Annotated in this window: 24 protein-coding genes and 1 other RNA gene; 17 read left to right on the forward strand and 8 right to left on the reverse strand. The window is 66.4% G+C overall.

What is annotated here, in order from left to right; translation table 11 throughout:
* Nucleotides 1-66: 66 nt before the first annotated feature.
* The 6 genes from DIE12_RS05755 to trxA form a co-directional block, all read right to left on the reverse strand.
* The gene (locus DIE12_RS05755) at nucleotides 67-327 is read right to left on the reverse strand and encodes a type B 50S ribosomal protein L31 (protein WP_044847266.1); all 261 of its coding nucleotides are present in this window, start codon (nucleotides 325-327) and stop codon (nucleotides 67-69) included.
* Between the two features lie 161 nt (nucleotides 328-488).
* Nucleotides 489-1319, reverse strand: coding sequence for a zinc-dependent peptidase (locus tag DIE12_RS05760; protein WP_124486293.1), 831 nt, complete (start codon nucleotides 1317-1319; stop codon nucleotides 489-491).
* 38 nt (nucleotides 1320-1357) lie between these two features.
* Entirely contained in the window at nucleotides 1358-2914 is a 1557-nt protein-coding gene (locus tag DIE12_RS05765; RefSeq protein WP_124520216.1) for an MFS transporter, read from the reverse strand.
* Nucleotides 2911-3411 (reverse strand): MerR family transcriptional regulator, encoded by a 501-nt coding sequence (locus DIE12_RS05770; RefSeq protein ID WP_124486295.1) that lies wholly within the window; start codon nucleotides 3409-3411, stop codon nucleotides 2911-2913. Before DIE12_RS05770 ends, DIE12_RS05765 begins: the two co-directional genes overlap by 4 nt.
* A gap of 133 nt (nucleotides 3412-3544) precedes the next feature.
* Nucleotides 3545-4807 (reverse strand): transcription termination factor Rho, encoded by a 1263-nt coding sequence (gene rho, locus DIE12_RS05775; RefSeq protein ID WP_006478662.1) that lies wholly within the window; start codon nucleotides 4805-4807, stop codon nucleotides 3545-3547.
* Nucleotides 4808-5002: 195 nt separating this feature from the next.
* Nucleotides 5003-5329 carry a thioredoxin TrxA gene (trxA, locus tag DIE12_RS05780; protein WP_006402348.1) on the reverse strand — a complete coding sequence of 109 codons (327 nt, stop codon included), beginning with the start codon at nucleotides 5327-5329 and terminating at the stop codon, nucleotides 5003-5005.
* Nucleotides 5330-5744: 415 nt separating this feature from the next.
* On the opposite strand from trxA, the gene ffs reads away from it, so the two are divergent.
* From ffs to DIE12_RS05830, 10 genes are all read left to right on the forward strand, one after another.
* Nucleotides 5745-5843: signal recognition particle sRNA small type (gene ffs, locus DIE12_RS05785), an RNA gene on the forward strand.
* A 127-nt stretch (nucleotides 5844-5970) separates the two neighbouring features.
* Nucleotides 5971-8346, forward strand: coding sequence for a DNA polymerase III subunit gamma/tau (locus DIE12_RS05790; protein WP_124520217.1), 2376 nt, complete (start codon nucleotides 5971-5973; stop codon nucleotides 8344-8346).
* 94 nt (nucleotides 8347-8440) lie between these two features.
* Complete coding sequence (locus DIE12_RS05795; RefSeq protein WP_006755698.1) at nucleotides 8441-8767, forward strand: YbaB/EbfC family nucleoid-associated protein; 327 nt, start codon at nucleotides 8441-8443, stop codon at nucleotides 8765-8767.
* A 31-nt stretch (nucleotides 8768-8798) separates the two neighbouring features.
* Nucleotides 8799-9395, forward strand: coding sequence for a recombination mediator RecR (gene recR, locus DIE12_RS05800; protein ID WP_044847271.1), 597 nt, complete (start codon nucleotides 8799-8801; stop codon nucleotides 9393-9395).
* 48 nt (nucleotides 9396-9443) lie between these two features.
* Nucleotides 9444-10649 carry a CaiB/BaiF CoA-transferase family protein gene (locus DIE12_RS05805; protein ID WP_124520219.1) on the forward strand — a complete coding sequence of 402 codons (1206 nt, stop codon included), beginning with the start codon at nucleotides 9444-9446 and terminating at the stop codon, nucleotides 10647-10649.
* Nucleotides 10650-10866: 217 nt separating this feature from the next.
* Nucleotides 10867-11628 carry a 5'/3'-nucleotidase SurE gene (surE, locus tag DIE12_RS05810; RefSeq protein WP_124486298.1) on the forward strand — a complete coding sequence of 254 codons (762 nt, stop codon included), beginning with the start codon at nucleotides 10867-10869 and terminating at the stop codon, nucleotides 11626-11628.
* The gene (locus DIE12_RS05815; RefSeq protein WP_044848975.1) at nucleotides 11625-12554 is read left to right on the forward strand and encodes a protein-L-isoaspartate(D-aspartate) O-methyltransferase; all 930 of its coding nucleotides are present in this window, start codon (nucleotides 11625-11627) and stop codon (nucleotides 12552-12554) included. The genes surE and DIE12_RS05815 overlap by 4 nt, the downstream gene beginning before the upstream one ends.
* Before the next feature lie 5 nt (nucleotides 12555-12559).
* Nucleotides 12560-13441, forward strand: coding sequence for a peptidoglycan DD-metalloendopeptidase family protein (locus DIE12_RS05820; RefSeq protein ID WP_044848976.1), 882 nt, complete (start codon nucleotides 12560-12562; stop codon nucleotides 13439-13441).
* Nucleotides 13442-13452: 11 nt separating this feature from the next.
* The gene (gene rpoS / locus DIE12_RS05825; protein WP_040144287.1) at nucleotides 13453-14538 is read left to right on the forward strand and encodes an RNA polymerase sigma factor RpoS; all 1086 of its coding nucleotides are present in this window, start codon (nucleotides 13453-13455) and stop codon (nucleotides 14536-14538) included.
* A gap of 3 nt (nucleotides 14539-14541) precedes the next feature.
* Nucleotides 14542-15318: a 3'-5' exonuclease gene (locus DIE12_RS05830; RefSeq protein WP_044848977.1), complete on the forward strand. Its 777-nt coding sequence runs from the start codon at nucleotides 14542-14544 to the stop codon at nucleotides 15316-15318.
* Between the two features lie 27 nt (nucleotides 15319-15345).
* On the opposite strand, the gene DIE12_RS05835 is transcribed toward DIE12_RS05830, so the two are convergent.
* Nucleotides 15346-16206: an endonuclease/exonuclease/phosphatase family protein gene (locus DIE12_RS05835; RefSeq protein WP_124520220.1), complete on the reverse strand. Its 861-nt coding sequence runs from the start codon at nucleotides 16204-16206 to the stop codon at nucleotides 15346-15348.
* Between the two features lie 228 nt (nucleotides 16207-16434).
* Here DIE12_RS05835 and rlmD point away from each other — a divergent pair, with 228 nt between their 5' ends.
* Nucleotides 16435-17832: a 23S rRNA (uracil(1939)-C(5))-methyltransferase RlmD gene (gene rlmD / locus DIE12_RS05840; protein ID WP_124520222.1), complete on the forward strand. Its 1398-nt coding sequence runs from the start codon at nucleotides 16435-16437 to the stop codon at nucleotides 17830-17832.
* A gap of 62 nt (nucleotides 17833-17894) precedes the next feature.
* Here the strand turns inward: rlmD and DIE12_RS05845 are convergent, their stop codons facing one another.
* Nucleotides 17895-18593, reverse strand: coding sequence for a Bax inhibitor-1/YccA family protein (locus DIE12_RS05845; protein WP_006761414.1), 699 nt, complete (start codon nucleotides 18591-18593; stop codon nucleotides 17895-17897).
* 250 nt (nucleotides 18594-18843) lie between these two features.
* Here DIE12_RS05845 and ndk point away from each other — a divergent pair, with 250 nt between their 5' ends.
* From ndk to DIE12_RS05875, 6 genes are all read left to right on the forward strand, one after another.
* The gene (gene ndk, locus DIE12_RS05850) at nucleotides 18844-19269 is read left to right on the forward strand and encodes a nucleoside-diphosphate kinase (protein ID WP_006478674.1); all 426 of its coding nucleotides are present in this window, start codon (nucleotides 18844-18846) and stop codon (nucleotides 19267-19269) included.
* A 55-nt stretch (nucleotides 19270-19324) separates the two neighbouring features.
* Entirely contained in the window at nucleotides 19325-20464 is a 1140-nt protein-coding gene (gene rlmN, locus DIE12_RS05855) for a 23S rRNA (adenine(2503)-C(2))-methyltransferase RlmN (protein ID WP_044848980.1), read from the forward strand.
* 163 nt (nucleotides 20465-20627) lie between these two features.
* Nucleotides 20628-21647: a helix-turn-helix domain-containing protein gene (locus DIE12_RS05860; RefSeq protein WP_124486301.1), complete on the forward strand. Its 1020-nt coding sequence runs from the start codon at nucleotides 20628-20630 to the stop codon at nucleotides 21645-21647.
* 106 nt (nucleotides 21648-21753) lie between these two features.
* The gene (gene ispG / locus DIE12_RS05865) at nucleotides 21754-23058 is read left to right on the forward strand and encodes a flavodoxin-dependent (E)-4-hydroxy-3-methylbut-2-enyl-diphosphate synthase (RefSeq protein ID WP_027787235.1); all 1305 of its coding nucleotides are present in this window, start codon (nucleotides 21754-21756) and stop codon (nucleotides 23056-23058) included.
* A 21-nt stretch (nucleotides 23059-23079) separates the two neighbouring features.
* Entirely contained in the window at nucleotides 23080-24420 is a 1341-nt protein-coding gene (gene hisS, locus DIE12_RS05870; protein ID WP_044848982.1) for a histidine--tRNA ligase, read from the forward strand.
* 55 nt (nucleotides 24421-24475) lie between these two features.
* Nucleotides 24476-25105, forward strand: coding sequence for a tetratricopeptide repeat protein (locus DIE12_RS05875; RefSeq protein WP_044848983.1), 630 nt, complete (start codon nucleotides 24476-24478; stop codon nucleotides 25103-25105).
* The last annotated feature ends 8 nt before the right edge of the window (nucleotides 25106-25113 follow it).

Consider the following 25113-nt stretch of genomic DNA (forward strand, 5'->3'; position numbering starts at 1 on the left):
AAGGGCAGCCTGGGCTGCCCTTTCGTGCGGTACCGGTGCATTGCAACCACCGGAACGATGCGAAGCTTACTTCGCCTTGCCGTTGGCGCGAACGCCGAACTTGTTCTTGAACTTCTCGACACGGCCTGCCGTGTCCATGATCTTTTGTTGACCCGTGTAGAACGAGTGCGATTCCGACGACACTTCGATCTTGGCGAGCGGGTAGGTCTTGCCTTCGTGTTCGATGGTTTCACGCGTCTGGATCGTCGAGCGCGTGATGAACTTGAAGCCGTTCGACATGTCTTGGAAGACGACTTCGCGGTAGTCCGGGTGAATGCCAGGTTTCATGATGTTCCTTGGTGAGAGCGGTAGCCAACCCGCCGCTTGCCGTGCCGGACCGCACACATTTGCGCGATTTCAGCCGACGTCAAGCCCGGCGCGAGCCACTTGCCTAAGGTCGAAAAACGGCGATTATGCCAGAAAATCAGACGGTTGACGAATAATTTTCATCACGCGTCGAGGGCGCCCGTGTGGGCCGGATCCTGCCGGTAATAGCGGGCGAGCAGCCGGTAGAGCTCCGGAAATTCGGACTCGAACGCGCGCGGTCGCACGAACAGCGCCTCGCTGCACACCGCGAAGAACTCCGACGGGTGATCGGCCGCATAGGGATCGATCAGCGAGTCGCGCTCGAAGCGCGCCCACGCGCGATCCGGCACCGCATCGACGCGCGCGCAGAACTGGTCGTACGCGTGCTCGAACACGTCGGCCCACGCCTGCGCGTCGAGGTGCGGCGCGTGCCAGCGGCGAAAGAGGGGCGGATAGCCGTCGGCCTCGCCGTTGACCATGTCGATCTTGTGCGCGAACTCGTGGATCACGACGTTGTACGCGTCGCGGCCGTCCGTCATCTGCGCGTCTTCCCACGACAGGATCACCGGCCCGCCTTCCCACGCTTCGCCGCTCGCGTCCTGCTCGACTTCATGGACGACTCCGTCCTCGTCCTGCACGGTCTTGCGGATCACGAATTCGCCCGGATACACGACGACGCCGACCCAGCCGTCGTACAACGACAGATCGAGATTCAGCACGGGCAGGCACGCCTGCGCGGCGATCGCGACGATCATCTCGTCGGTCAGCTCGAGCCCGTGCGCGGTCGAAAACGATTTCTTCGCGATGAACAGGCTCGTCAGCTCGCGCAGGCGGCCCAGGTCGCCGGGCGTCAGCGCATCGAGGAACGGCAGGCGTGCGACGGTGTCCTGCCACAGTGCATCGGGAATCGGGTGGCTGCGCAGCGCGCGGTCGCGGCGGCGGTCGTCGAACCAGCGGGTCAGTTTCGAGAGCATGGAAGCAGCGCGGGGAAATCCAAAGCCTGTCTTTTAACTCAATCGATCTCTTTTTGCCATGCCGCGAACAGGCCGCCGACCAGCGCGACACCCGCGAGGAAATAGAAACCGTCGAGCGACGCGAGGAACGACGCCTGTTGCGCGACCATCCGCGCGATCGATGCGATCGCGAGGGCGTGCGCCTCGTTCAGCGCATGGCCGGCGGCCGCATAACCGCGCGTGAGGGCGTCGACGGTCTGCTGGAACAGCGGATCGAACACGTTCGCGCGCTCGACGAGCCGCGTCTGGTGCAGGGCCAGCCGGTGTTGCTCGACGATGATCACCGACGACGTCGCGAACGAGATCGTCAATTGCCGCACGATGTTCTTCAGCCGATAGCCGTGCGTGTATTCGTCGATCGCGAAGATGCGGAACGTCAGGTTCGCGACGGGCAGCACGATGAACAGCAGCAACAGCCCGCGCAGCAGCAGCGGGACGATCAGCGCGGCCTCGCCGACCTGGGGCGTCATCCGCGTCATCCACAGCGCGGCCGTGACCGCGATCGCGAACCCCGGCACGACGAACCACTTCTTGTGCGTGACGCGCTTCGCATGGCGCAGGTAGGCGAACAGAGCGGTGGCCGAGATCAGCGACATCGTGCCGACCAGGCGCCCGGCGTTCTCGACCGGATAGCCGAGCCCGCCTTCGAGCAGGCGGGACGTCAGGTAGCTGAAGCCCGTCGACTCGTAGTAATAGAACATGTACAGCAGCAGCCCGACCTGGAACGTGCGCTCGCGAAACGCGTGCAGCCGCACGAGCGGCGTCGGATGGTTCCACTGGTGATGGGCGAACCACGCGAGCGCGCCGAGGCCGGCGATCGTCAGCAGGATCAGCATCGGCGAGCCGCTGTAGAGCTGGTAGTGCACCTGCTGCAGCACGATCTGCAGCGCGCCTTGCGCGAGCGCGAACACGACGTATGGCCAGAAATGCCCGGAGCCGCGTTCGTCGTCGGGCGTCCTGCCGGAATCGGGGAGCGTGAGCAGCGCGAGGATCGCGAACGTGATGCCCGCGGGCGCGGTGCAGGCGAACAGCGCGCGCCACGTCGAATGCGCGACGAGCAGCCCGCCGGCGATCGGCGCGAGCGCGCTGCCGAGCAGGATCATGATCAGGAACGCGCGCGTGGCGGGCGGCCGCTCCTGCGGCTTGAAGCTGACCTGGATCAGGATCCGGCAGGCACCCATCATCGGGCCGATGAAATAGCCCTGGAAGCCGCGCGCGAACGCGAGTTCGAGCGACGTGTCGGCGAGCGCGGCCGCGATCGCGCCGAACGAGAACATCAGCATGCAGCTGGCGACGTAGCGGCGATGCCCGAGCCGGTCGACCCACCATTGCTGCTGAAGGATGCCGAGCACGGCCGTGACCGCATACGCGCTCGACGACCACACGAGTTCGTCGGGCGATGCGTTGACGCCGCCCGCGATGTAGCTCGCGAAGAACGAGAAGGCCGCGTTGTCGAAATAGTCGATGCCGGTGACGAGCGCGAGCGCCCACGGGAACAGGTCCGCGCGCAGGTTCGCGCGGCTCCATAGCGGCGAGCGACCCGGCGCGACGTTCATTCCCGGTCCTTGCGCGTACGCCGCGCGCCGGCCTCGGCCTGCCGTTGCGCGATCAGCGCGTCGGGGTTTTCGCCGGCGAGGCGCCGTTCGACGTAGTCGATGTCGTGCTGCAGTTCCTTGCGCAGCGCGACCGCTTCCTTCAACTCGCGCTGGACGGCCGCGATCCGCTGGTCGAGCGTGTCGATCTGTTCGGCGAGCCCCGAGCGGATCTCGCGCAACGATGCGTCCGAATAGCGGCGCCGACCATCGCCCGTTTCTTCCAGCGGGCGCTTGAGCATCTCGGTTATGCCGTGCAGCGAAAAGCCGAGCGCGCGCAGCCGCAGGATGCGGGCGAAGCGTTCGAGATCGGCTTCGTCGTACAGGCGATAGCGGCCGCCGCTGCGCGACGGCGTGACGAGTCCGCGCTCTTCGTAGTACTTCAGCGTGCGCGGCGTGACGCCGAGCCGCGACGCGGCGTCGCTCACGGTCAGCAACGAGGGGGAGGCGTCGTTCGGCATCGGGATGGCAGGGGCTTCGGTCGGGACGATGGCGCGATTATAGATCAACCTGTACGTTCACGTACAGGTTGGCGCGAAAAAACGGCCGCCGGGCGAAACGCGCGGGCGGCCGTTCGGTGCGGGGCGAGGGCGATCAGCCGCCGCGGCGCATCAGGTCGAAGAACTCGGAATTGCTCTTCGTCTGGCGGATCTTGTCGAGCAGGAACTCCATCGCCTCGACTTCGTCCATGTCGTGGATGAACTTGCGCAGCACCCAGATCTTTTGCAGGATCTCGGGCTTGATCAGCATTTCTTCGCGGCGCGTGCCCGACTTGTTCAGGTTGATCGACGGATAGACGCGCTTTTCCGCGAGACGGCGCTCGAGGTGCACTTCCATGTTGCCGGTGCCCTTGAACTCTTCGTAGATCACGTCGTCCATGCGGCTGCCGGTCTCGATCAGCGCGGTGCCGATGATCGTCAGCGAGCCGCCTTCCTCGATGTTGCGCGCGGCACCGAAGAAGCGCTTCGGGCGCTGCAGCGCGTTCGCGTCGACACCGCCCGTCAGCACCTTGCCCGACGCCGGGATCACGGTGTTGTAGGCGCGGGCGAGACGCGTGATCGAGTCGAGCAGGATCACGACGTCGTGCTTCATTTCGACGAGGCGCTTGGCCTTCTCGATCACCATTTCGGCGACCTGCACGTGACGCGTGGCCGGTTCGTCGAAGGTCGATGCGATCACTTCGCCGGCGACCGAGCGCTGCATTTCGGTCACTTCTTCGGGGCGCTCGTCGATCAGCAGCACGAACAGGATGACGTCCGGATGGTTCTGCTTGATCGCGTGTGCGATGTGCTGGAGCATCACGGTCTTGCCCGACTTCGGCGACGCGACGAGCAGGCCGCGCTGGCCCTTGCCGATCGGCGCGATCATGTCGATGATGCGGCCCGTGACGTTTTCTTCGCCGCGCATTTCGCGTTCGAGCGACAGCGGCTTGTTCGGGTGCAGCGGCGTGAGGTTCTCGAACATGATCTTGTGTTTCGAGGCCTCGGGCGGCTGCCCGTTGACTTTGTCGACCTTCACCAGCGCGAAGTAGCGCTCGCCGTCCTTCGGCGTGCGGACTTCACCTTCGATGGTGTCGCCGGTGTGCAGGTTGAAGCGGCGGATCTGCGACGGGCTGATGTAGATGTCGTCGGTGCTCGCGAGGTACGACATTTCCGGCGAGCGCAGGAAGCCGAAGCCGTCCGGCAGCACTTCGAGCGTACCGTCGCCGAAGATCGTCTCTCCCGTCTTGGCGCGCTTTTTGAGAATGGCGAACATCAGCTCCTGCTTGCGCAGGCGGTTCGCGTTTTCGATCTCCAGGCCATTGGCCATTTCGATCAGTTCGGACACGTGCAGAGACTTGAGCTCGGATAAATGCATACGGAGAACCCGCCAGGGAGGAGAAGCGACGAAAAGAAATAAGGGAGGAGGGGCGAGCGGAGGCGCTCTGAGACTTAATGCGTCTTGTAGACGTTTTTTGATTCTAGCATACGCCGATTCGCGCCTGAGCGGCCGATCGGCGGCTTGACGGGGGACGTGTTGTCGGTTGACAACACGTCCGCGGAACGGCCGGTATTACAGGTGGCTGTCCAGGAATGCGGTGAGTTGCGACTTCGACAGCGCACCGACCTTCTGTGCGGCCGCCGCGCCGTTCTTGAACAGGATCAGCGTCGGGATGCCGCGCACGCCGAACTTCGCAGGCGTTGCCTGGTTGTCGTCGACGTTGATCTTCGCGATCTGCAGCTTGTCGCCGTAGTCCTTCGCGACTTCGTCGAGGATCGGGGCGATCATCTTGCACGGGCCGCACCATTCGGCCCAGAAGTCGACGAGCACGGGCTTGTCGGATTTGACGACGTCCTGTTCGAACGATGCGTCGCTGATGTGTTTGATCTGTTCGCTCATTGGGTCAATACCTCTTACGGTTCGGGGACTGCCTGCTTGGCGCGTTGCGGCGCTCCGGCGGCCTGTCGGCTGCCGGCCGCTGCGGCAGGTCACTCCGCTCCCCGGAAGGAGGGGCGTAAGCGCTGCTTGGCGCGGCTCGCGGGTCGTTCGGGCGTCATATTAGCCTAAATTGCTATCTGCTGCGGGCGGCGATAGTAGCCGCTACGCGAGTAGGGGTACGACGCGCCGTTCGACCGTTGTGATCCGAACGTGGAGGCCGCCTCGCAAAATACAAGAGTCACGGTCTCCATCGCGGAATCTGTCCACCTGTTCGCGCCGGATCGACAAGCCCGTACGCGCGCCGCTTTGCTCGATCGTGCGCATTGTTGCGAACAAACGGTCGCATTTGGCCGGAAGCGGTGATAGAATATGCCGTGACGGGCCTCCTCGCATGGTGGGGCGGTGAACCTGGTCAGGTCGGGAACGAAGCAGCCACAATCGTTTTCTGCCAGTGCCGAGGGTCGGGCTCGTCACCTTTCCTCTCGCCCCGTTCGCCGGGCGTTTTTTATTTCTGCGTCATTCTCCGCTTTACCTGCGTCTTGCCCGTTTTCCGCACCGTTTCGCGTGTCGGCGCGACGCAGCGTTACTGATACAATTTCCCGATGACCTATCAAGTTCTCGCACGCAAGTGGCGTCCGAAGGATTTCGCTTCGCTCGTCGGCCAGGAGCACGTCGTCAGGGCGCTCACGCACGCGCTCGACGGCGGGCGTCTCCATCACGCCTATCTGTTTACCGGAACCCGCGGCGTCGGCAAGACGACGCTGTCGCGGATCTTCGCGAAGGCGCTCAACTGTGAAACCGGCGTCACGTCGCAGCCGTGCGGCGTGTGCCGCGCGTGCCGCGAGATCGACGAAGGCCGCTTCGTCGACTACGTCGAAATGGATGCCGCGAGCAACCGCGGCGTCGACGAAATGGCCGCGCTGCTCGAGCGCGCGGTGTACGCGCCCGTCGATGCGCGCTTCAAGGTCTACATGATCGACGAAGTGCACATGCTGACGAACCACGCGTTCAACGCGATGCTGAAGACGCTCGAGGAGCCGCCGCCGCACGTCAAGTTCATCCTCGCGACCACCGATCCGCAAAAGATTCCCGTCACCGTGCTGTCGCGCTGCCTGCAGTTCAACCTGAAGCAGATGCCGGCCGGGCACATCGTGTCGCACCTCGAACGGATCCTCGGCGAAGAGCAGATCTCGTTCGAGCAGCAGGCGCTGCGTCTGCTCGCGCGCGCCGCGCAGGGCAGCATGCGCGATGCGCTGTCGCTGACCGATCAGGCGATCGCGTACTCGGCGAACGAAGTGACCGAATCGGCGGTGTCGGGCATGCTCGGCGCGCTCGACCAGACTTACATGGTGCGCCTGCTCGATGCGCTCGCGGCCGGCGCCGGCCCCGAGATCCTCGCGATCGCCGACGAGATGTCGCTGCGCAGCCTGTCCTTTTCCACCGCGCTGCAGGATCTCGCCAGCCTGCTGCACCGGATCGCCTGGGCGCAGTTCGCGCCGGGGTCGGTGCTCGACGAATGGCCGGAAGCGGCCGATCTGCGCCGCTTCGCGGAGACGCTGAGCCCCGAGCAGGTTCAGCTGTTCTACCAGATCGCGACGGTCGGGCGCGCGGAGCTCGGCCTTGCGCCGGACGAATACGCCGGCTTCACCATGACGTTGCTGCGGATGCTCGCGTTCGAGCCGGTCGTCGGCGCCGGCAGTGCGCCGGGAGGTCAGCCTGCCGTGCCGCGTGCCGTGCCTGCACCAGCATCCGCGCCGCGTGCGGCCGCTGCCGTTGCGTCGGCTGCGGCACCCAAGTCGTCGGCGCCGCAGCCGGCAGCCGTGGCGGCCGCACGTCCGCAAGCGGCTGCGCCCGCTGCGCGTCCGGCAGCGGTCCAGTCCGACGATGCGGCGATTGCGCCGGCAGTGAAGGCTGTTTCGACACCGGCATCTGAATCTGCATCCGCGGCAACATCGGCTGCGACCGCAGCGCCGGCCGCACCGCAGCCGCAAGCGATCCCGGCACCTCAGGCGGTACCGCCGAGCGATGCACCGCCGGCTGTCCGCAACGAACCTGAACCGCCGGTTGCCGCCGCCAAGCGCAACGACGAACCTGCGCTGCCTGCCGAACCGGCGCCGCGTGCTGCGCCGGCCGAACCCGCCGCGCGCCCGTCTGCCCGCGGCGGTGCAGCTGCCGCACTCGACGTGCTGCGCAACGCCGGCATGCGCGTGTCGTCCGACCGCGCGCGTGCGGGCGCCGCGCCCAAGCCGGCGGCGGCCCAGCCGGCCGTCGAAAAGCCGGCGGCATCGCGTCCTGCCGTGCAGGTACCGACGCCGCGCGCGGCGGCCCGCGCGCCGCAGGTTGCCGACACGCGCCAGGCCCCGCCGCCGTGGGAAGACATTCCGCCGGACGAATATGTGCCGCTCAGCGCCGACGAGATGTTCGGCGGTGCGGCGGACGACGGCTTCGTGCCCGTGTTCGACAGCGGCCCCGACGACGTGCGCATTGCGCCGAAGGCAGTGGAGTCCCGTCCGTCCGCGCCGGTCGACACGCGCCCGCTGCCGCCCGCGATCGCGCTCGACCCGGTCGGCTTCGACGGCGAATGGCCGGCGCTGGCCGCGCGGTTGCCGCTGAAGGGCGTCGCGTATCAGCTTGCATTCAACAGCGAGCTGACGGCCGTCGACGCGACGACGTTGAAACTGTCCGTGCCGGTGCCGCAGTATGCGGACGCCGCCCAGGTCGCGAAACTGAAGGCGGCCCTGGCCGATGCGCTCGGCAAGGCCGTCGAGGTCGCGGTCGAGGTCGGGCCCGCGCGGCGCACCGCGGCGGCACTCGATGCGGCTGCACGTGCGGCACGCCAGCGCGAGGCAGAGCAGGACATCCATGGCGATCCGTTCGTCCAGCAGCTCGTGCGTGACTTCGGCGCGCGTATCGTCGAAGGCTCGGTGCGGCCGCTCGCCGATCCGGCGCCGGACGGCACGCCGCCGACGCTGCATTGAACGAATCGCACTGCGACAGGCACAATCACGCCCGCACACATTGACCGGCACGCGCCGCGTGCCGGTTTTCACACGATCAAGAAGGAGTATTCCCATGTTGAAAGGCAACCTCGCCGGACTGATGAAGCAAGCGCAGCAAATGCAGGAAAACATGAAGAAGATGCAGGAGCAGCTTGCGCAGATCGAAGTCGAAGGGCAGTCGGGTGCCGGCCTCGTCAAGGTGACGATGACCTGCCGCAACGAAGTGCGTCGCGTGGCGATCGACCCGAGCCTGCTGGCGGACGACAAGGACATGCTCGAGGATCTGGTCGCGGCCGCGTTCAACGATGCGGTGCGCAAGGCCGAAGCGACGTCGCAGGAAAAGATGAGCGGCATGACGTCGGGCCTGCCGCTGCCCCCGGGTTTCAAGCTGCCGTTCTGAGCGCAGCCTCCGTTCAGCTTTCAGCCGCCGTATGAAACAGCCGTCCGCCCTGTCCGCGCTCGTCGAAGCGTTGCGCGTATTGCCCGGCGTCGGGCCGAAATCCGCGCAACGCATGGCGTACCACCTGATGCAGCACGATCGGGAGGGCGCGGAACGGCTCGGCCGGTCGTTGCTGTTCGCGACCGAGCACCTGCAGCACTGCGAGAAGTGCAATACCTTCACGGAGGCGCAGATCTGCGAGGTGTGCAGCGACGAGGAGCGTGATCCGACGCTGCTGTGCGTCGTCGAGACGCCGGCCGACCAGATCATGCTCGAGCAGACGATGACGTACCGCGGGCTGTATTTCGTGCTGATGGGGCGGCTGAGCCCGCTCGACGGGATCGGCCCGAAGGAAATCCATTTCGACCGCCTCGTGCGGCGTGCGTCCGACGGTGTCGTCAAGGAGGTCGTGCTCGCGACCAACTTCACGAACGAGGGCGAAGCCACCGCGCACTACCTCGGCCAGACGCTGAAGGCGCGCGGGCTCGCGGTCACGCGCCTCGCGCGCGGCGTGCCGGTGGGCGGCGAACTCGAGTACGTCGACGCGGGCACCATCGCCCGCGCGATGCTCGACCGCCGCACGATGTAAGCCGGGCGCCGCCGGCCGGCGGCGCCGTTCCTCATGCCAGGGAGACACATGAGCACCAGCCAGGGCCCGCTCGCGGGCGTCAAAGTGCTCGAATTCGGGACGCTGATCGCGGGGCCGTTCGCGTCGCGCCTCTTTGCCGAATTCGGCGCGGAAGTGATCAAGATCGAGGATCCGAACGGCGGCGACCCGTTGCGCAAGTGGCGCAAGCTGCATCCGGAGCAGGGTGGCACGTCGCTGTGGTGGTCGGTCCAGGCACGCAACAAGAAATCGGTCACCCTCAACCTGAAATCCGATGCCGGCAAGACGATCGCGCGGCAACTCGCGCGCGAGGCCGACATCGTGATCGAAAACTTCCGCCCGGGCCTGCTCGAGAAGCTCGGGCTCGGCTACGACGTGCTGTCGGCTGACAACCCCGGGCTCGTGATGGTGCGCCTGTCCGGTTACGGGCAGACCGGCCCGTACCGCGACAGGCCCGGCTTCGGCGCGATCGCCGAATCGATGGGCGGCTTGCGCCACATCACCGGCTATCCCGATTTGCCGCCGCCGCGCATCGGCATCTCGATCGGCGACTCGATCGCCGCGCTGCACGGCGTGATCGGTGCGATGATGGCGCTCCACCACCGCAACGTGAATGGCGGTGCGGGGCAAGTGGTCGACGTTGCGCTGTACGAAGCGGTGTTCAACATGATGGAAAGCGTGGTGCCCGAGTACGGCGTGTACGGGATGGTGCGCGAGCGCACCGGCGCGTCGCTGCCGGGCATCGTGCCGTCGAACACCTACGCGTGCCGCGACGGCAGCATCGTGATCGGCGGCAACAGCGACCCGATCTTCAAGCGGCTGATGAAGGCGATCGAACGCGACGACCTCGCCGACGATCCCGCGCTCGCTCGCAACGACGGCCGCGTGCCGCGCACGCAGGAGATCGACGACGCGATCGCCGCTTGGCTCGCGCCGCGCACGATCGACGACGCGCTGGCGGTGCTCAACGCGGCCGACGTGCCGGCCGGGCGCATCTACAGCGCCGCCGACATGTTCACCGATCCGCAGTTCATCGCGCGGCAGATGATCCAGCGTTTCAAGCTGGCCGACGGCACCGACATTCCGCTGCCGAACATCACGCCGAAGCTGTCCGGCACGCCGGGCGAAACACGCTGGCTCGGGCCGGAACTCGGCGAGCATACGGACGAGGTGCTGCACAGTCTCGGCTACGACGCGCAGGCGATCGCCGCGCTGCGCGAGGCCGGCGCGATCTGAGCGCCGCGCACTCGGCGCTGCGCGTCAGGTTTGCCGAACGGGCATCTCGTCACGGCGGCCCTTCGAGGGGAAAAACCGGGCGGCACCGCGTTTTCCCGAACCTGCAAACGCCGCCGCGCGATGCGACGGCGCACCGCGCGCGCGTCGTGCGTGCGGGCCTGTCCGCACCCGCCGGACTGTCGCTCTCGCGCCATCTTTCCTCGGTTACAATCGCCGGATGCGAATCCTACTCAGCAACGACGACGGCTATCTCGCCCCCGGTCTCGCCGCGCTCAGCGACGCGCTGCAGCCGCTTGCCGACCTCACGGTGATCGCGCCCGAGCAGAATTGCAGCGGCGCGTCGAATTCCCTGACGCTGTCGCGGCCGCTGTCGGTGCAGCGCGCGACGAATACGGGTTTCTTCTACGTGAACGGCACACCGACCGATTCGGTGCACGTCGCGCTGACCGGGATGGCCGACGCGCGGCCCGACCTCGTCGTGTCCGGGATCAACAACGGCCAGAACATGGGCGAAGACACGCTCTATTCAGGGACAGTTGCGGCCGCCACCGAAGGCATCATGTTCGGCGTGCCGGCCATCGCGTTTTCGCTGGCCGACAAGGGCTGGGCGCATCTGGCGGATGCGGCGCGCGTCGCCGCGGAAATCGTCGAGCACTTTCTCGCGCATCCGCTGCCCGGTCAGCCGCTGCTGAACGTCAATATTCCGAATCTGCCGTACGACGAACTGAAAGGCTGGCAGGTCACGCGCCTCGGCAAGCGTCACCCGTCCCAGCCGGTGATTCGCCAGACCGACCCGCGCGGCGAGCCGGTCTACTGGATCGGCGCCGCGGGTGCGGCGCTGGACGCGAGCGAAGGCACCGATTTCCACGCCGTCGCAAACGGTTTCGTCTCGATCACGCCGCTGCAGCTCGATCTCACGCATACGCAAATGCTGCCTGCAACGCGCGAATGGGCGCGCGCAGGAGGGCGGGCTTCATGAGCGGCGAGCGCGCGAAGCGGTTCCCGCTCGCGCTCGAAGATCTCAAGCGAGCGCCACGCAAATCGGAGGGCCGGGCCGGTGAACGCCATGCGGCGAGCGCGGTGCCGAAGGCCGTCGACAAGCCCGCTGCCGTGCTGAAGCCGGTGGCGGTGAAGGCGGGCGTCGCCCGCACGGTGCCTGGTGCGGCCGCCGCGAAGCCGGCGAGCGCACCGAAGCCGACCGCGCTGAAGCCCGCGATGCCGAAGCCGGCGGCGCCGAGCGTCGCGCCGGCCGGTGCATTCGCGTTGACGTCGGAACGTGTGCGCGAGCGCATGGTCGAACGCCTGCGCGCGAACGGCGTGACCGACGCGCGCGTGCTGGATGCGATGGCCGCGGTGCCGCGCCACCTGTTCGTGGATCCCGGGCTCGCGACGCAGGCGTATGAGGATGCCGCGTTGCCGATCGGCCACCAGCAAACGATTTCAAAGCCGTCGGTCGTCGCGCGCATGATCGAGCTCGCGATGGCCGGCCGCACGCTCGAGCGCGTCCTCGAGATCGGCACCGGTTGCGGCTACCAGGCCGCGGTGCTGAGTCACGTGGCACGCGACGTGTATTCGATTGAGCGCATCAAGCCGCTCTACGAGCGCGCGAAGCTGAACCTGCGGCCGCTGCGTGTGCCGAACATCCGTCTGCATTACGGCGACGGGCGTGTCGGCCTGCCGTCCGCGGGCCCGTTCGACGCGATCGTGATCGCGGCGGCGGGGCTCGACGTGCCGCAGGCGCTGCTCGAGCAGCTCGCGATCGGCGGGCGGCTCGTCGCGCCGGTCGGCGCGCAGAGCGGGCAGCCCCAGGTGCTCACGCTCGTCGAGCGCGTCGCGCACGCGCAATGGCGGGAGTCCCGGCTTGATCGCGTTTTCTTTGTCCCTTTAAAATCCGGAGTGATTTGAAACCGATGAGTATGTTGCGCGCGATGCAAAACAACCGAACCAGGGAACCGCTCACGTTCGCCCAGCGCGCGATCTGTGTGGCTGCGTTCTCCACGCTGCTGGCCGCCTGTGCGACGCGGCTCGACAACGCGCCCGTCGTCGACCGCTCCGGATCGCTCGGCACGACCGCCGCCGCGCAGCCGGCAGTGCCGCTCGGCCCGCCGCCGCCCGGCTTCTACCGTGTGAAACCGGGCGATACGCTGTACCGGATCGCGCTCGAGAACGGGCAGAACTATCGCGACATCGCCACCTGGAACAACCTGGCGAACCCGAATCAGATCGAAGTCGACCAGCTGCTGCGTGTCGCGCCGCCGGGCGGTGCCGCGCTTGCCGGCTCGCCGGCTGCCGCACCGATCACCGGCGCCGCCGTCGCGACCGCGCCGCTCAGCAGCGGTCCCGCGACGCCGGCCGCGGGCTCGTCGTCCGCGAGCACGCCGCCGGCTGCCGCCGCATCGAGCGACACGGCAGCCGCGCCGAGCGGCCCCGTGACGTTCGCATGGCCCGTGCGCGGTCCGGTGCTGAACGGTTTCGACGACGCGAAGAACAAGGGCGTCAATATCGGCGGCACGTCCGGCGAGGCCGTGAAGGCGGCGGCCGACGGCCGCGTCGTCTACTCGGGCAACGGCCTGCGTGGCTATGGCAACCTCATTATCATCAAACACGATGCAACTTACCTCACGGCGTATGCACACAATCGCGCTTTGATGGTAAAAGAGGGGGACGCGGTAACGAAGGGGCAGAAGATCGCCGAGATGGGTAACAGCGATGCCGACCGCGTGATGCTGCATTTCGAGGTTCGCCGGCAGGGTAAACCTGTCGATCCGCTGAAGTATTTGCCGCCTCAATAACCGAGACGACCATGCCGAAATCGAAGCGCCACGAGCCGCAAGCCGAATCTGAGAAGATCAGTCGTGCCACGCAAGCATCGGTGGAGCGAGCTGGCGCTTCGACGGACGACGAAGACGACGTCGCGGAAAACGAACGTGATCTCGAGGCACGCGACGCCGAAGCGGACGGCGACGACGAGCACGAAGGCCGGGCGGAAGCCGCGCCCGACGTCGACGATTTCCGCGCATTGCTGCAGGCCGAACTCACGGCCGACACGATCCAGCATTACCTGAACCGTATCAGCGTGAAGCCGCTCCTGACCGTCGAGGAGGAGCAGCGCTATTCGCGTCTTGCGAAGGCCGGCGAATTCGAGGCGCGGCAGGTGATGATCGAGCGCAACCTGCGTCTCGTCGTCAGTATCGCGAAGGGTTACCTGAACCGCGGCGTGCCGCTGCTCGACCTGATCGAGGAGGGCAACCTCGGCCTGATGCACGCGATCGAGAAATTCGATCCGACGCGTGGCTTTCGGTTCTCGACCTACGCGACGTGGTGGATCCGGCAGAGCATCGAACGGGCGATCATGAACCAGGCTCGCACCGTGCGTCTGCCCGTGCACGTGATCCGCGAACTGAACCAGGTGCTGCGCGCGAAGCGCCACCTCGAAAAGAATTCGATGTCGACGGGCGAGGCGGCCGAGCGCCGTGAAGCCAGCATCGACGACATCGCCTATCTCACCGGCAAGACCGCCGAGGAAGTCACCGACATCCTCGCGCTCAACGAGCACACCGCGTCGCTCGACGCGCCGCTCGATCTCGATCCCGCGAGCAGCCTGCTCGATCTGCTGCCCGACGACCAGAGCCAGTCGCCCGACGCGGAGGTGCAGCACCGCGAACTCGAGACGCTCACGCGCGCATGGCTGTCGCGGCTGTCGGACAAGCATCGGCACGTGATCGAGCGCCGCTTCGGCCTGAACCACATCGAACCGGCCACGCTCGAGGAGCTGGCCGACGAGATGGGGCTCACGCGCGAGCGCGTGCGGCAGATCCAGCAGGAAGCGCTGGTGCGCCTCAAGCGGTTCTTTGCCTCCAATGGCGTGCGCAAGGACGCCGTTCTGTAACTGATGACACCGATTCTCGTTTTTGACATCGAGACCATTCCCGATGTCGACGGCATTCGCCGTCTTGAAGACCTGCCCGCGACGCTGGACGATGCCGCGGTGGCCGAACATGCGTTCGCCGCGCGCCGCGAGAAGACCGGCAGCGATTTCCTGCCGCATCACCTGCAGCGCATCGCGGCGATTTCCTGCGTGTTCCGCGACAACAACGGTTTCCGCGTTCGGTCGTTGGGCACGCCGCAGGACAATGAGGCGACGCTGGTCCAGTCGTTCTATCGCGTGATCGAGAAATACACGCCGCAGCTCGTGTCGTGGAACGGCGGCGGCTTCGATCTGCCGGTGCTCCATTACCGAGCGCTCGTACACGGGATCCCCGCGACGCGCTACTGGGATCTGGGCGAGGACGACCGCGAGTTCAAGTGGAACAACTACATCTCGCGTTATCACTCGCGGCACACCGACCTGATGGACGTGCTCGCGATGTATCAGGCGCGCGCGAATGCGCCGCTCGACGCGCTCGCGAAGCTGTGCGGCTTCCCGGGCAAGCTCGGAATGGACGGCAGCCAGGTGTGGCCGGCGTTCCAGGATGGCCGGATCGAGGAAATCCGCAACTATTGCGAAACCGACGTCGTCAATACCTACCTGCTGTATTGCCGGTTCCAGCTGATGCGCGGCGGCCTGACGCCGAGCGAATATGCGGACGAGATCCTGCTCGTGAAGAATTCGCTCGCGCAGGAGCCCGCGTCGCACTGGGCCGAATACCTGGCCGGTTTCGACGCGTGACGCGGGCGGCCCGCATGGCGGCCGCGATCAATTTCGATCGAGTTCGAGCACGACCGGCTGGTGATCCGATTCGCGCGCGTCGCCGTCGATTTCGCAGCGCGTGACGTGCGGCAGCAGCGTATCGGTCACGAACACGAAGTCGCATGCGAGCGGCCCGTCGGACCATTGCGCAGTGTCGTAGACGCCGGCGGTCGGCGGCGGCGTGCGGCCCGGGTGCCGGGCGATCCACGCATCGACGAACGACGGTGCGTCGGCGATCGGCTCGAGCATGCGCCGGTACGCGTCGCTGCCGAACGCGCTGTTGAAGTCGCCGCAGAGGATGGCATCACGCGGTTGGCCGGTCTCGCTGAACGGCCCCGTGGCATTTTCGGCCGGCGCAGGCTGGTCGGCATGCGCACACGCTTCGCGGTGCCGGGCGCGCAATGCGTCGACCTGCGCGAGTCGCTGGCGCGCCGAATAGAATTCCAGATGCGTCGTGACGACCCGCAGCCGACCCGACGGTAACACCAGTTCGACGTCGAGCGCGACGCGCGGCATGGAAGGCGCGTCGGCGTCTGCCGGCCACGGCAGCAATTGGCGCAGCACGCGCCCGATCGGCAGCCGGGTCGCGACCGCATTGCCGAACTGGCGGCGCGGTGCGCCGGGTTCGAGCGGCGGCAGGTCGGCGCCGACCGCTTCGACGATCGCATAACCGGGCAGCAACGCCGCCAGTTCGGCGAACTGGTCGGGGCCGGGCTGGCCGGGCAGTGCGCCGAAACCGCGCGTGACTTCCTGCAGGCACAGCACGTCGAAGTCGCCAAGCCGGCGAGCGGCGGCGATCGTGCGCGGCAGGTCGACGACGCCGTCCGCGTCCCGACCCCATTGGATGTTCCAGTCGATCAGTCGCATGGTCGATTCTCCCGAGTCTCCTGAGTCTGTTGTGAGCAGAACGTGTGCCGCCGGCTGAGCTCGCGAGAGGCCGCGCATGCGGGCCGGCGGCGGGCTGCCTGCAGGTCGTTCCCGCATGACGCGGCGCGGCAGAGGCGTCAGTATTGACGCTTGCGCCACGAAAGCGGGCGACGCGGGCTTTCGTCGTCTACAATCTCGCCTTCTTCAACGTTTTGTCAGGAAAAGCTGGTGTCCGAAGCCGTCCCCACTTCTGCGCGCAAATCGAAAAATGCGCCCGTCGCGCCCGGGCCTGCCCCGGTTCTCGAGATCGAATCGCTCGACATGGAAGCGCGCGGTGTCGGCCGCACGGCGACCGAGGACGGCACGCCGGGCAAGGTCATCTTCGTCGAGGGTGCGCTGCCCGGCGAGCGCGTGACCTATTCGAGCTACCGTCGCAAGCCGAGCTACGAGCAGGCGACCGTTGTCGACGTTCTGCGCCCGAGCGTGCTGCGCACGGAGCCGAAATGCAAATTCTTCGGCACCTGCGGCGGCTGCTCGATGCAGCACCTCGACATGCGCGCGCAGGTCGCGATCAAGCAGCGCGTGCTCGAGGACAACCTGTGGCACCTGTCGAAGCTGCGCGCCGAGACGATGTTCGCGCCGATCCACGGCCCGTCGTGGGGCTACCGGTACCGTGCGCGCCTGACCGTGCGCAACGTCGCGAAGAAGGGCGGCGTGCTGGTCGGGTTCCATGAAAAGAAGAGCAGCTATGTCGCCGACATGACGAGCTGCGAAGTGCTGCCGCCGCACGTGTCGGCGATGCTCGTGCCGCTGCGCCGGCTGGTCGAGGGGCTGTCGATCCGTGACCGGATGCCGCAGATCGAGCTCGCGGTCGGTTCGCAAGTCACGGCACTGGTGCTGCGCGTGCTGGAGCCGATCAATGCGGACGACGAAGCGCTGCTGCGCGCGTTCGCCGACGAGCACAAGGTGCAGTTCTGGCTGCAGCCGAAGGGCCCGGACACGGTGACGCCGTTCTATCCGCTCGACGTGCCGCTCGACTATACGCTGCCTGAGTTCGGCATCCGCATGCCGTTCAAGCCGACCGACTTCACGCAGGTCAACCATCAGATCAACCGCGTGCTGGTGGGTCGCGCGCTGCGCCTGCTCGCGCCGTCGCGCGACGATCGCGTGCTCGACCTGTTCTGCGGGATCGGCAACTTCACGCTGCCGCTCGCGCGGCTGTCGCGCGAGGTGATGGGCATCGAAGGCAGCGAGACGTTGACGACTCGCGCGCTCGCGAATGCGCGCGAGAACGGCGTCGACGGCCATACGACGTTCGCGTGCCGGAACCTGTTCGAGGTGACGGGCGACGACCTGCGTGCGCTCGGCGCCTTCGACAAGTTCCTGATCGACCCGCCGCGCGAAGGCGCGCTCGCGGTGTCGAAGGCGCTGGCCGAAATCGCGCAGAGCGGCGAAGGCCCGCTGCCGAAGCGCATCGTCTACGTGTCGTGCAACCCGTCGACGCTCGCGCGCGACGCAGGCCTACTCGTGCACGAGGCCGGCTACCGGCTGAAGGGCGCCGGCGTCGTGAACATGTTCCCGAATACGTCGCACGTCGAATCGATCGCGCTGTTCGAGCGCGACTGAGCGGGCGGCGGACGTAAAAAAACCGGCCCGAGGGCCGGTTTTTTCATCGGGTACGGCGAACGTCAGTTGCGGTTGCCGCCGAAGATGCCGAGCAGCGCGAGCAGGTTCGTGAACACGTTGTACAGGTCGAGGTAGATCGCGAGCGTGGCCGAGATGTAGTTCGTCTCGCCGCCGTTCACGACACGCTGGACGTCGAACAGCATGTAGGCCGAGAAGATCGCGATCGCGAGCACCGACACGGTGAGCATCAGCGCCGGCAGTTGCAGGAAGATGTTCGCGACCGACGCCAGCAGGATCACGATCACGCCCATGAACAGCCATTTGCCGAGCCCGGAGAAGTCGCGCTTGCTGACCGTGGCGATCGTCGCCATCGCGGCGAAGATGATGCCGGTGCCGCCGAACGCGAGCATGATCAGCGACGGGCCGTTCGAGAAGCCGAGGATGAAGCTCAGCAGGCGCGACAGCATCAGGCCCATGAAGAACGTGAAGCCGAGCAGCACGAACACGCCGGCCGCGCTGTTTTTCGTCCGCTCGATCGCGAACATGAAGCCGAACGCGATTGCGAAGAACGCGAGCAGGCTCATCATCGGGCTCGTGGCCGCGAACAGCGAGAATCCCGTCGCGACGCCGACCCATGCCCCCAGCACCGTCGGCACCATCGACAGCGCGAGCAGCCAGTACGTGTTCCGCAGCACGCGATTGCGAACCTCCGCGGTGCTGACGGAGCCGCCGCGGCCGAAATTGTACGGATAGTCGTTCATGGTTTCTCCTAACATTGAACGCATGGGCGTCCGGGGCCGGTTCGGCGCGCGCGGTGTGCGGCGCAGCAAACCGGAGCAGCTATGGCTAAGATACGTTCCGTGCCGCGAGGTTTCAATGCCGGGCGGCGCAAAAAACATATGGATTTGGAACCTTTCACTCGTGTAAGGGTTCAATCGCAATGATACACGGGATCGTGCTACAATAGCGGATTCATTTGAACCTGTAACTTCTTAATTTCTTGGAGTTTTTATGGCAATCGAGCGCACCCTGTCGATCATCAAGCCGGATGCGGTGGCAAAGAACGTGATCGGCCAGATCTACAGCCGTTTCGAAGGCGCCGGCCTGAAGATCGTCGCATCGCGCATGGCACACCTGTCGCGTGCGGACGCAGAGAAGTTCTACGCAGTTCACGCAGCACGTCCGTTCTTCAAGGACCTCGTCGATTTCATGATCTCGGGCCCGGTGATGATCCAGGTTCTGGAAGGTGAAGGCGCGATCCTGAAGAACCGCGACCTGATGGGCGCGACGGATCCGAAGAAGGCGGAAAAGGGCACGATCCGCGCCGACTTCGCCGACAGCATCGACGCGAACGCCGTGCACGGCTCGGACGCTGCCGAAACGGCCGCGGTCGAAATCGCGTTCTTCTTCCCGGAAATGAACGTCTACTCGCGCTAAGCCCTGGCTGGCAACAAGTAGGCAGGATTCAGCGCACGCGGCAAGGCAGCACATCATGACGAGCGAAACTTCCGTCAATCTTCTCGACTTCGATGCCGAGGGTCTTGTCGCGTACTGCGGCAGCCTCGGCGAGAAGCCGTTCCGCGCCAAGCAGTTGCAGCGCTGGATCCATCAGTACAACGCCGGCGATTTCGACGGCATGACCGATCTCGCGAAGTCCCTGAGAGAAAAGCTCAAGGGCCGCGCGTCGATCGTGATGCCCGATATCGTCAGCGATCACGTTTCCACCGACGGCACGCGCAAGTGGCTGATCGACGTCGGAAACGGCAATGCGGTCGAAACCGTTTTCATCCCGGAAGAGACGCGCGGCACGCTGTGCGTGTCGTCGCAGGCCGGGTGCGCGGTCAACTGCCGCTTCTGCTCGACGGGCAAGCAGGGCTTCTCCCGCAACCTGTCGACAGCCGAAATCATCGGTCAGCTCCGGATGGCCGAGTTTGCGCTGCGTGCGTCGCTGGGTCGCGCACCCGGTCCGAACGGCAAGGCCGAACGGGTCGTCACCAACGTGGTGATGATGGGCATGGGCGAGCCGCTGCTGAATTACAGCGCGGTCGTGCCCGCGATGCGGCTGATGCTCGACGACAACGCGTACGGCCTGTCGCGCCGCCGCGTCACGTTGTCGACGTCCGGCGTGGTGCCGATGATGGACCGCCTCGGCGCCGAATTGCCGGTCGCGCTCGCCGTTTCGCTGCACGCGCCGAACGATGCGCTGCGCGACGAACTGGTGCCGCTCAACAAGAAGCATCCGCTTCGCGAGCTGATGGCCGCGTGCCAGCGCTATCTGAAAGTCGCACCGCGCGACTTCATTACTTTCGAATACTGCATGCTCGACGGCGTCAACGACACCGAAGCGCATGCGCGCGAACTGCTGGCCGTCACGCGTGACGTGCCCTGCAAGTTCAACCTGATCCCGTTCAATCCGTTTCCGGAATCGGGCCTCATCCGCTCGAAGCCGGAGCAGATCAAGCGCTTTGCACAGGTCCTCATCGACGCGGGTGTCGTCACGACCGTGCGCAAGACGCGCGGCGACGACATCGACGCCGCGTGCGGCCAGCTGGCCGGCGCCGTGAAGGACCGCACGCGCCTGGCGGAGCGAACGGGCGCAGCAGCAAAAATCATCGAAGTTCGGGCGATCTGACGGGGACGCCTGGTCGGGGCCGCATGGGTGCGGATGCCTGGACTTCTTGCGGTACAACACGCGAATAGCGATCGGTCGCGGCGCCTCGGCGCCGCGCATGATATGGACAGTTGCGGGAGCCGGCGGCGCCCGCCAGTGAAGAAGAATCGACGCGAGGACAAGGATGAGTGAGCCGCAGCCGACCAACGGCGCAGAGACGAATGCCGCGAAGCCGGCACCGGCGGGGCTTGAAACGCTGGCGGCCGTCGGCAGCCGGCTGGCGCAGCTCCGGGAGGCGAAGGGCTGGACGGTCGACGACGTGTCGGCGCGGCTCAAGGTCGCTCCGCAGAAGCTGCGTGCGCTCGAGGCTGGCGACATCAGCCATTTGCCCGGCGTGACGTTCGCGCTCGGCGTCGTGCGCAGCTACGCGAAGATGCTCGGCGTCGATCCGGAGCCGTTCGCCCATGCATTGCGCCGCGAGCGTGGCGTGCAGGAAGTCGATCTGTCGATGCCCGCGTCGTCGGGGACGGATCTGCCGCGCGGCCGCGTGTCGATTCCGCTTGGCGGGTCGTCGCACCATCATCCGTGGCTGTGGGGGACGGCGATCGTCGTCGTCGCGGTGATCGCGGTACTCATGTGGCACACTGGCGGCGATTCGTCGAGCTGGCTCGCGCGCTTCAAGGGCGGCGGTACCGAACACGCGTCGGCGGCCAGCGCGCCGGCGGCGTCTTCCGTCGAAGCGGCAGCCGCGGGCGGCGCGTCGGCGGCAGCCGTCAACGAAGCCCCGGCGCAGGTTGCGGCATCCGCCGTGGCGCCGCAGGCCGTTGCGTCGGCTGCTCCGGCTCCGGCCTCGGCCCCGACGGCCGCCGTGCCCGCGTCGCAACCGGTCGTCGCGCCGGCCGCGGCGAGCAGCGCGGCCGTGCCGGCCCAGCCCGCGAGCGTCGTGGTCGCGGCAGGCCAGTCGATGGTCGAACTGAAGGTCAAGCAGGATTGCTGGTTCAGCGTGCGCGACAAGAGCGGCAAGGAACTGTTCTCGGCGCTGGTGCGGGCCGGCGAGACGAAGCAGGTCGCCGGCGACGGTCCGTTCAAGGTCACGATCGGCAACAAGGCAGGCCTTGATACGGTCGCGTTCGACGGAAAGCCGGTCGATCCGGCAAAATATTCGGCAGCGCGGGGTAACGTGGCGCGGTTCACGCTGCCCTGACGTCAAGCGCCGTGGCGCAGGCCTGTCCCGGACAGGCCGCGAGGGCACGGCGCTTTTTCAATTCATGCGCCGCCTCGCGGCGCATTCCGCGTAAATGGATCTATCGATGCAATCCGAAGCTCAATCCCCACGCAGCAGTCAGATTTGTTCAACCGAGCCGGTGTTCGGCGGGCATCAGCCGCGTCGCGTGTCGCATGCGGTGGATGTTCGTTGGGGCGGGCAGCTCGTGACAATCGGCGGTGATGCGCCGGTGCGCGTGCAGTCGATGACGAATACCGACACGGCCGACGCGATCGGCACGGCGATCCAGATCAAGGAACTCGCGAACGCGGGCTCCGAACTGGTGCGCATCACGGTCAATACGCCGGAGGCCGCGGCCGCCGTGCCGGCGATCCGCGAGCAGCTCGACCGGATGGGCGTGACCGTCCCGCTCGTCGGCGATTTCCACTACAACGGCCACCTGCTGCTGCGCGACTACCCGGGCTGCGCGGAGTCGCTGTCGAAGTACCGGATCAACCCGGGCAACGTCGGCCAGGGCGCGAAGCGCGACACGCAGTTCGCGCAGATGATCGAAGCCGCGGCGAAGTACGACAAGCCGGTGCGGATCGGCGTGAACTGGGGCAGCCTCGACCAGGACCTGCTCGCGCGCATGATGGACGAGAACGGCGCGCGCTCGCAGCCGTGGGATGCGCAGAGCGTGATGTACGAAGCGCTGATCCAGTCGGCGATCGGCTCGGCCGAGCGCGCGGTCGAGCTGGGCCTCGGCCGCGATCGCATCGTGCTGTCATGCAAGGTCAGCGGCGTGCAGGACCTGATCGCGGTGTACCGCGAACTCGGCCGCCGCTGCGGCTTCGCGCTGCATCTCGGGCTGACCGAGGCCGGCATGGGCTCGAAGGGCATCGTCGCGTCGACGGCCGCGCTCGGCGTGCTGCTGCAGGAAGGGATCGGTGACACGATCCGCATTTCGCTGACGCCGGAACCGGGCGCGTCGCGCACCGGCGAAGTGATCGTCGGCCAGGAAATCCTGCAGACGATGGGCCTGCGCTCGTTCGCGCCGATGGTGATCGCATGCCCGGGCTGCGGCCGCACGACGAGTACGCTGTTCCAGGAACTCGCGATGCAGATCCAGACCTACCTGCGCGAGCAGATGCCGGTCTGGCGCAAGGAATATCCGGGTGTCGAGAAGATGAACGTCGCGGTGATGGGCTGCATCGTCAACGGCCCGGGCGAATCGAAGCACGCGAACATCGGCATCAGCCTGCCGGGTTCGGGCGAGAACCCGGCCGCGCCCGTCTTCATCGACGGCGAGAAGGTCAAGACGCTGCGCGGCGAGCGGATCGCCGAGGAATTCCAGCAGATCGTCAGCGACTACGTCGCACGCAATTACGGCCGTACCGAGGCCCTGAACTAAATTCGTCCACACACACGAACGATGACTGAACAGAAACGCAAGATCGAGAAGCTCACCGGCGTCAAGGGCATGAACGACATCCTCCCGCAGGATGCCGGCCTCTGGGAGTTCTTCGAAGCTACCGTGAAATCGCTGCTGCGCGCGTACGGCTACCAGAACATCCGCACGCCGATCGTCGAACACACGCAGCTCTTCACGCGCGGCATCGGCGAAGTCACGGACATCGTCGAGAAGGAGATGTACAGCTTCACCGATGCGCTGAACGGCGAGAACCTGACGATGCGCCCGGAGAACACCGCGGCGGTCGTGCGCGCGTCGATCGAGCACAACATGCTGTACGACGGCCCGAAGCGCCTGTGGTACATCGGCCCGATGTTTCGTCACGAGCGTCCGCAGCGCGGTCGCTACCGCCAGTTCCACCAGGTCGGCGTCGAGGCGCTCGGCTTCGCGGGCCCGGATGCGGATGCCGAGATCATCATGATGTGCCAGCGCCTGTGGGACGACCTCGGCCTGACCGGCATCAAGCTCGAGATCAACTCGCTCGGCCTCGCCGAAGAGCGTGCCGCGCACCGCGTCGAACTGATCAAGTATCTCGAGCAGTTCGCCGACGTGCTGGATGAGGACGCGAAGCGTCGCCTGTATACTAACCCGCTGCGCGTGCTCGACACGAAGAACCCGGCGCTGCAGGAAATCGCGCAGAACGCGCCGAAGCTGATCGACTTCCTCGGCGACGAGTCGCGTGCCCACTTCGAAGGGCTGCAGCGCCTGCTGCTCGCGAACAACATCCCGTTCAAGATCAACCCGCGTCTCGTGCGCGGCCTCGACTACTACAACCTGACCGTGTTCGAGTGGGTGACCGACAAGCTCGGCGCGCAGGGCACGGTCGCGGCGGGCGGCCGCTACGATCCGCTGATCGAGCAGCTCGGCGGCAAGCCGACCGCCGCGTGCGGCTGGGCGATGGGCATCGAGCGCATTCTCGAACTGCTGAAGGAAGAGGATCTCGCGCCCGAGCAGGAAGGTGTCGACGTGTACGTGGTGCACCAGGGCGAGACGGCGCGCGAACAGGCGTTCATCGCGGCCGAGCGCCTGCGCGATACGGGCCTCGACGTGATTTTCCACTGCAGCGCCGACGGCGGCCCGGCAAGCTTCAAGTCGCAGATGAAGCGGGCCGATGCGAGCGGTGCCGCGTTCGCGGTGATCTTCGGCGAAGAAGAGGTCGCGAACGGCACGGTGGGCGTGAAAGCGCTGCGCGGCGCGGGCGAGGACGGGGAAAAGAACGTTCAGCAGACCGTACCGGTCGAAAGCTTGACCGAATTCCTAATCAATGCGATGGTTGCATCCGCCGAAGACGGCGACGACTGATCGCGCTGGCATTCGCTCGACAAGAAAAGCCTGAAATGGAAGGAATCGCTCGCCGATGAGTTATCACGACGAACAAGAATCGATTGAAAGTCTGAAGGCGTGGTGGGCCCGCTGGGGTAACCTCACGACGTGGATCGTGCTCGCGGCGCTGGTCGTCGCGGCCGGTTTCAACGGCTGGAATTACTGGCAGCGCCGTCAGGCCGCCGAGGCTTCCGGGTTGTACGAGCAGGTGCAGAAGGCCGCTGCCGCGAACGACAAGGCGACGATGGCCCGTGCGGCCGCCGACATGGAAGACAAGTTCGGCAGCACGCCGTATGCGCAGATGACCGCGCTCACGGCGGCGAAGACGTTGTACGCGGCCGGCGATGCCGCCGGCGCGAAGGCGCAGCTGCAATGGGCCGCCGATCACGCCAAGGACGACGAGTACAAGCAGATCGCGAAGCTGCGTCTCGCGTCGCTGCTGCTCGACGAGAAGGCGTACGACGCGGGCCTCGCGCTGCTGTCCGGCACGCCGGTGGATGCATTCAAGGGCCTCGTGGCCGATCGCCGCGGCGATCTGCTCGCGGCGCAAGGCAAGACCGACGATGCGCGCGCCGCGTACAAGCTCGCGCTCGCCGGCCTGTCGCAGGACGACCAGTCCGCGCGCCAGCTCGTGCAGTTCAAGCTCGATGCGCTCGGCGGCTGATCGCAGCC

It is taken from the genome of Burkholderia sp. Bp9015 (assembly GCF_003853505.1).
Lineage (GTDB): Bacteria > Pseudomonadota > Gammaproteobacteria > Burkholderiales > Burkholderiaceae > Burkholderia.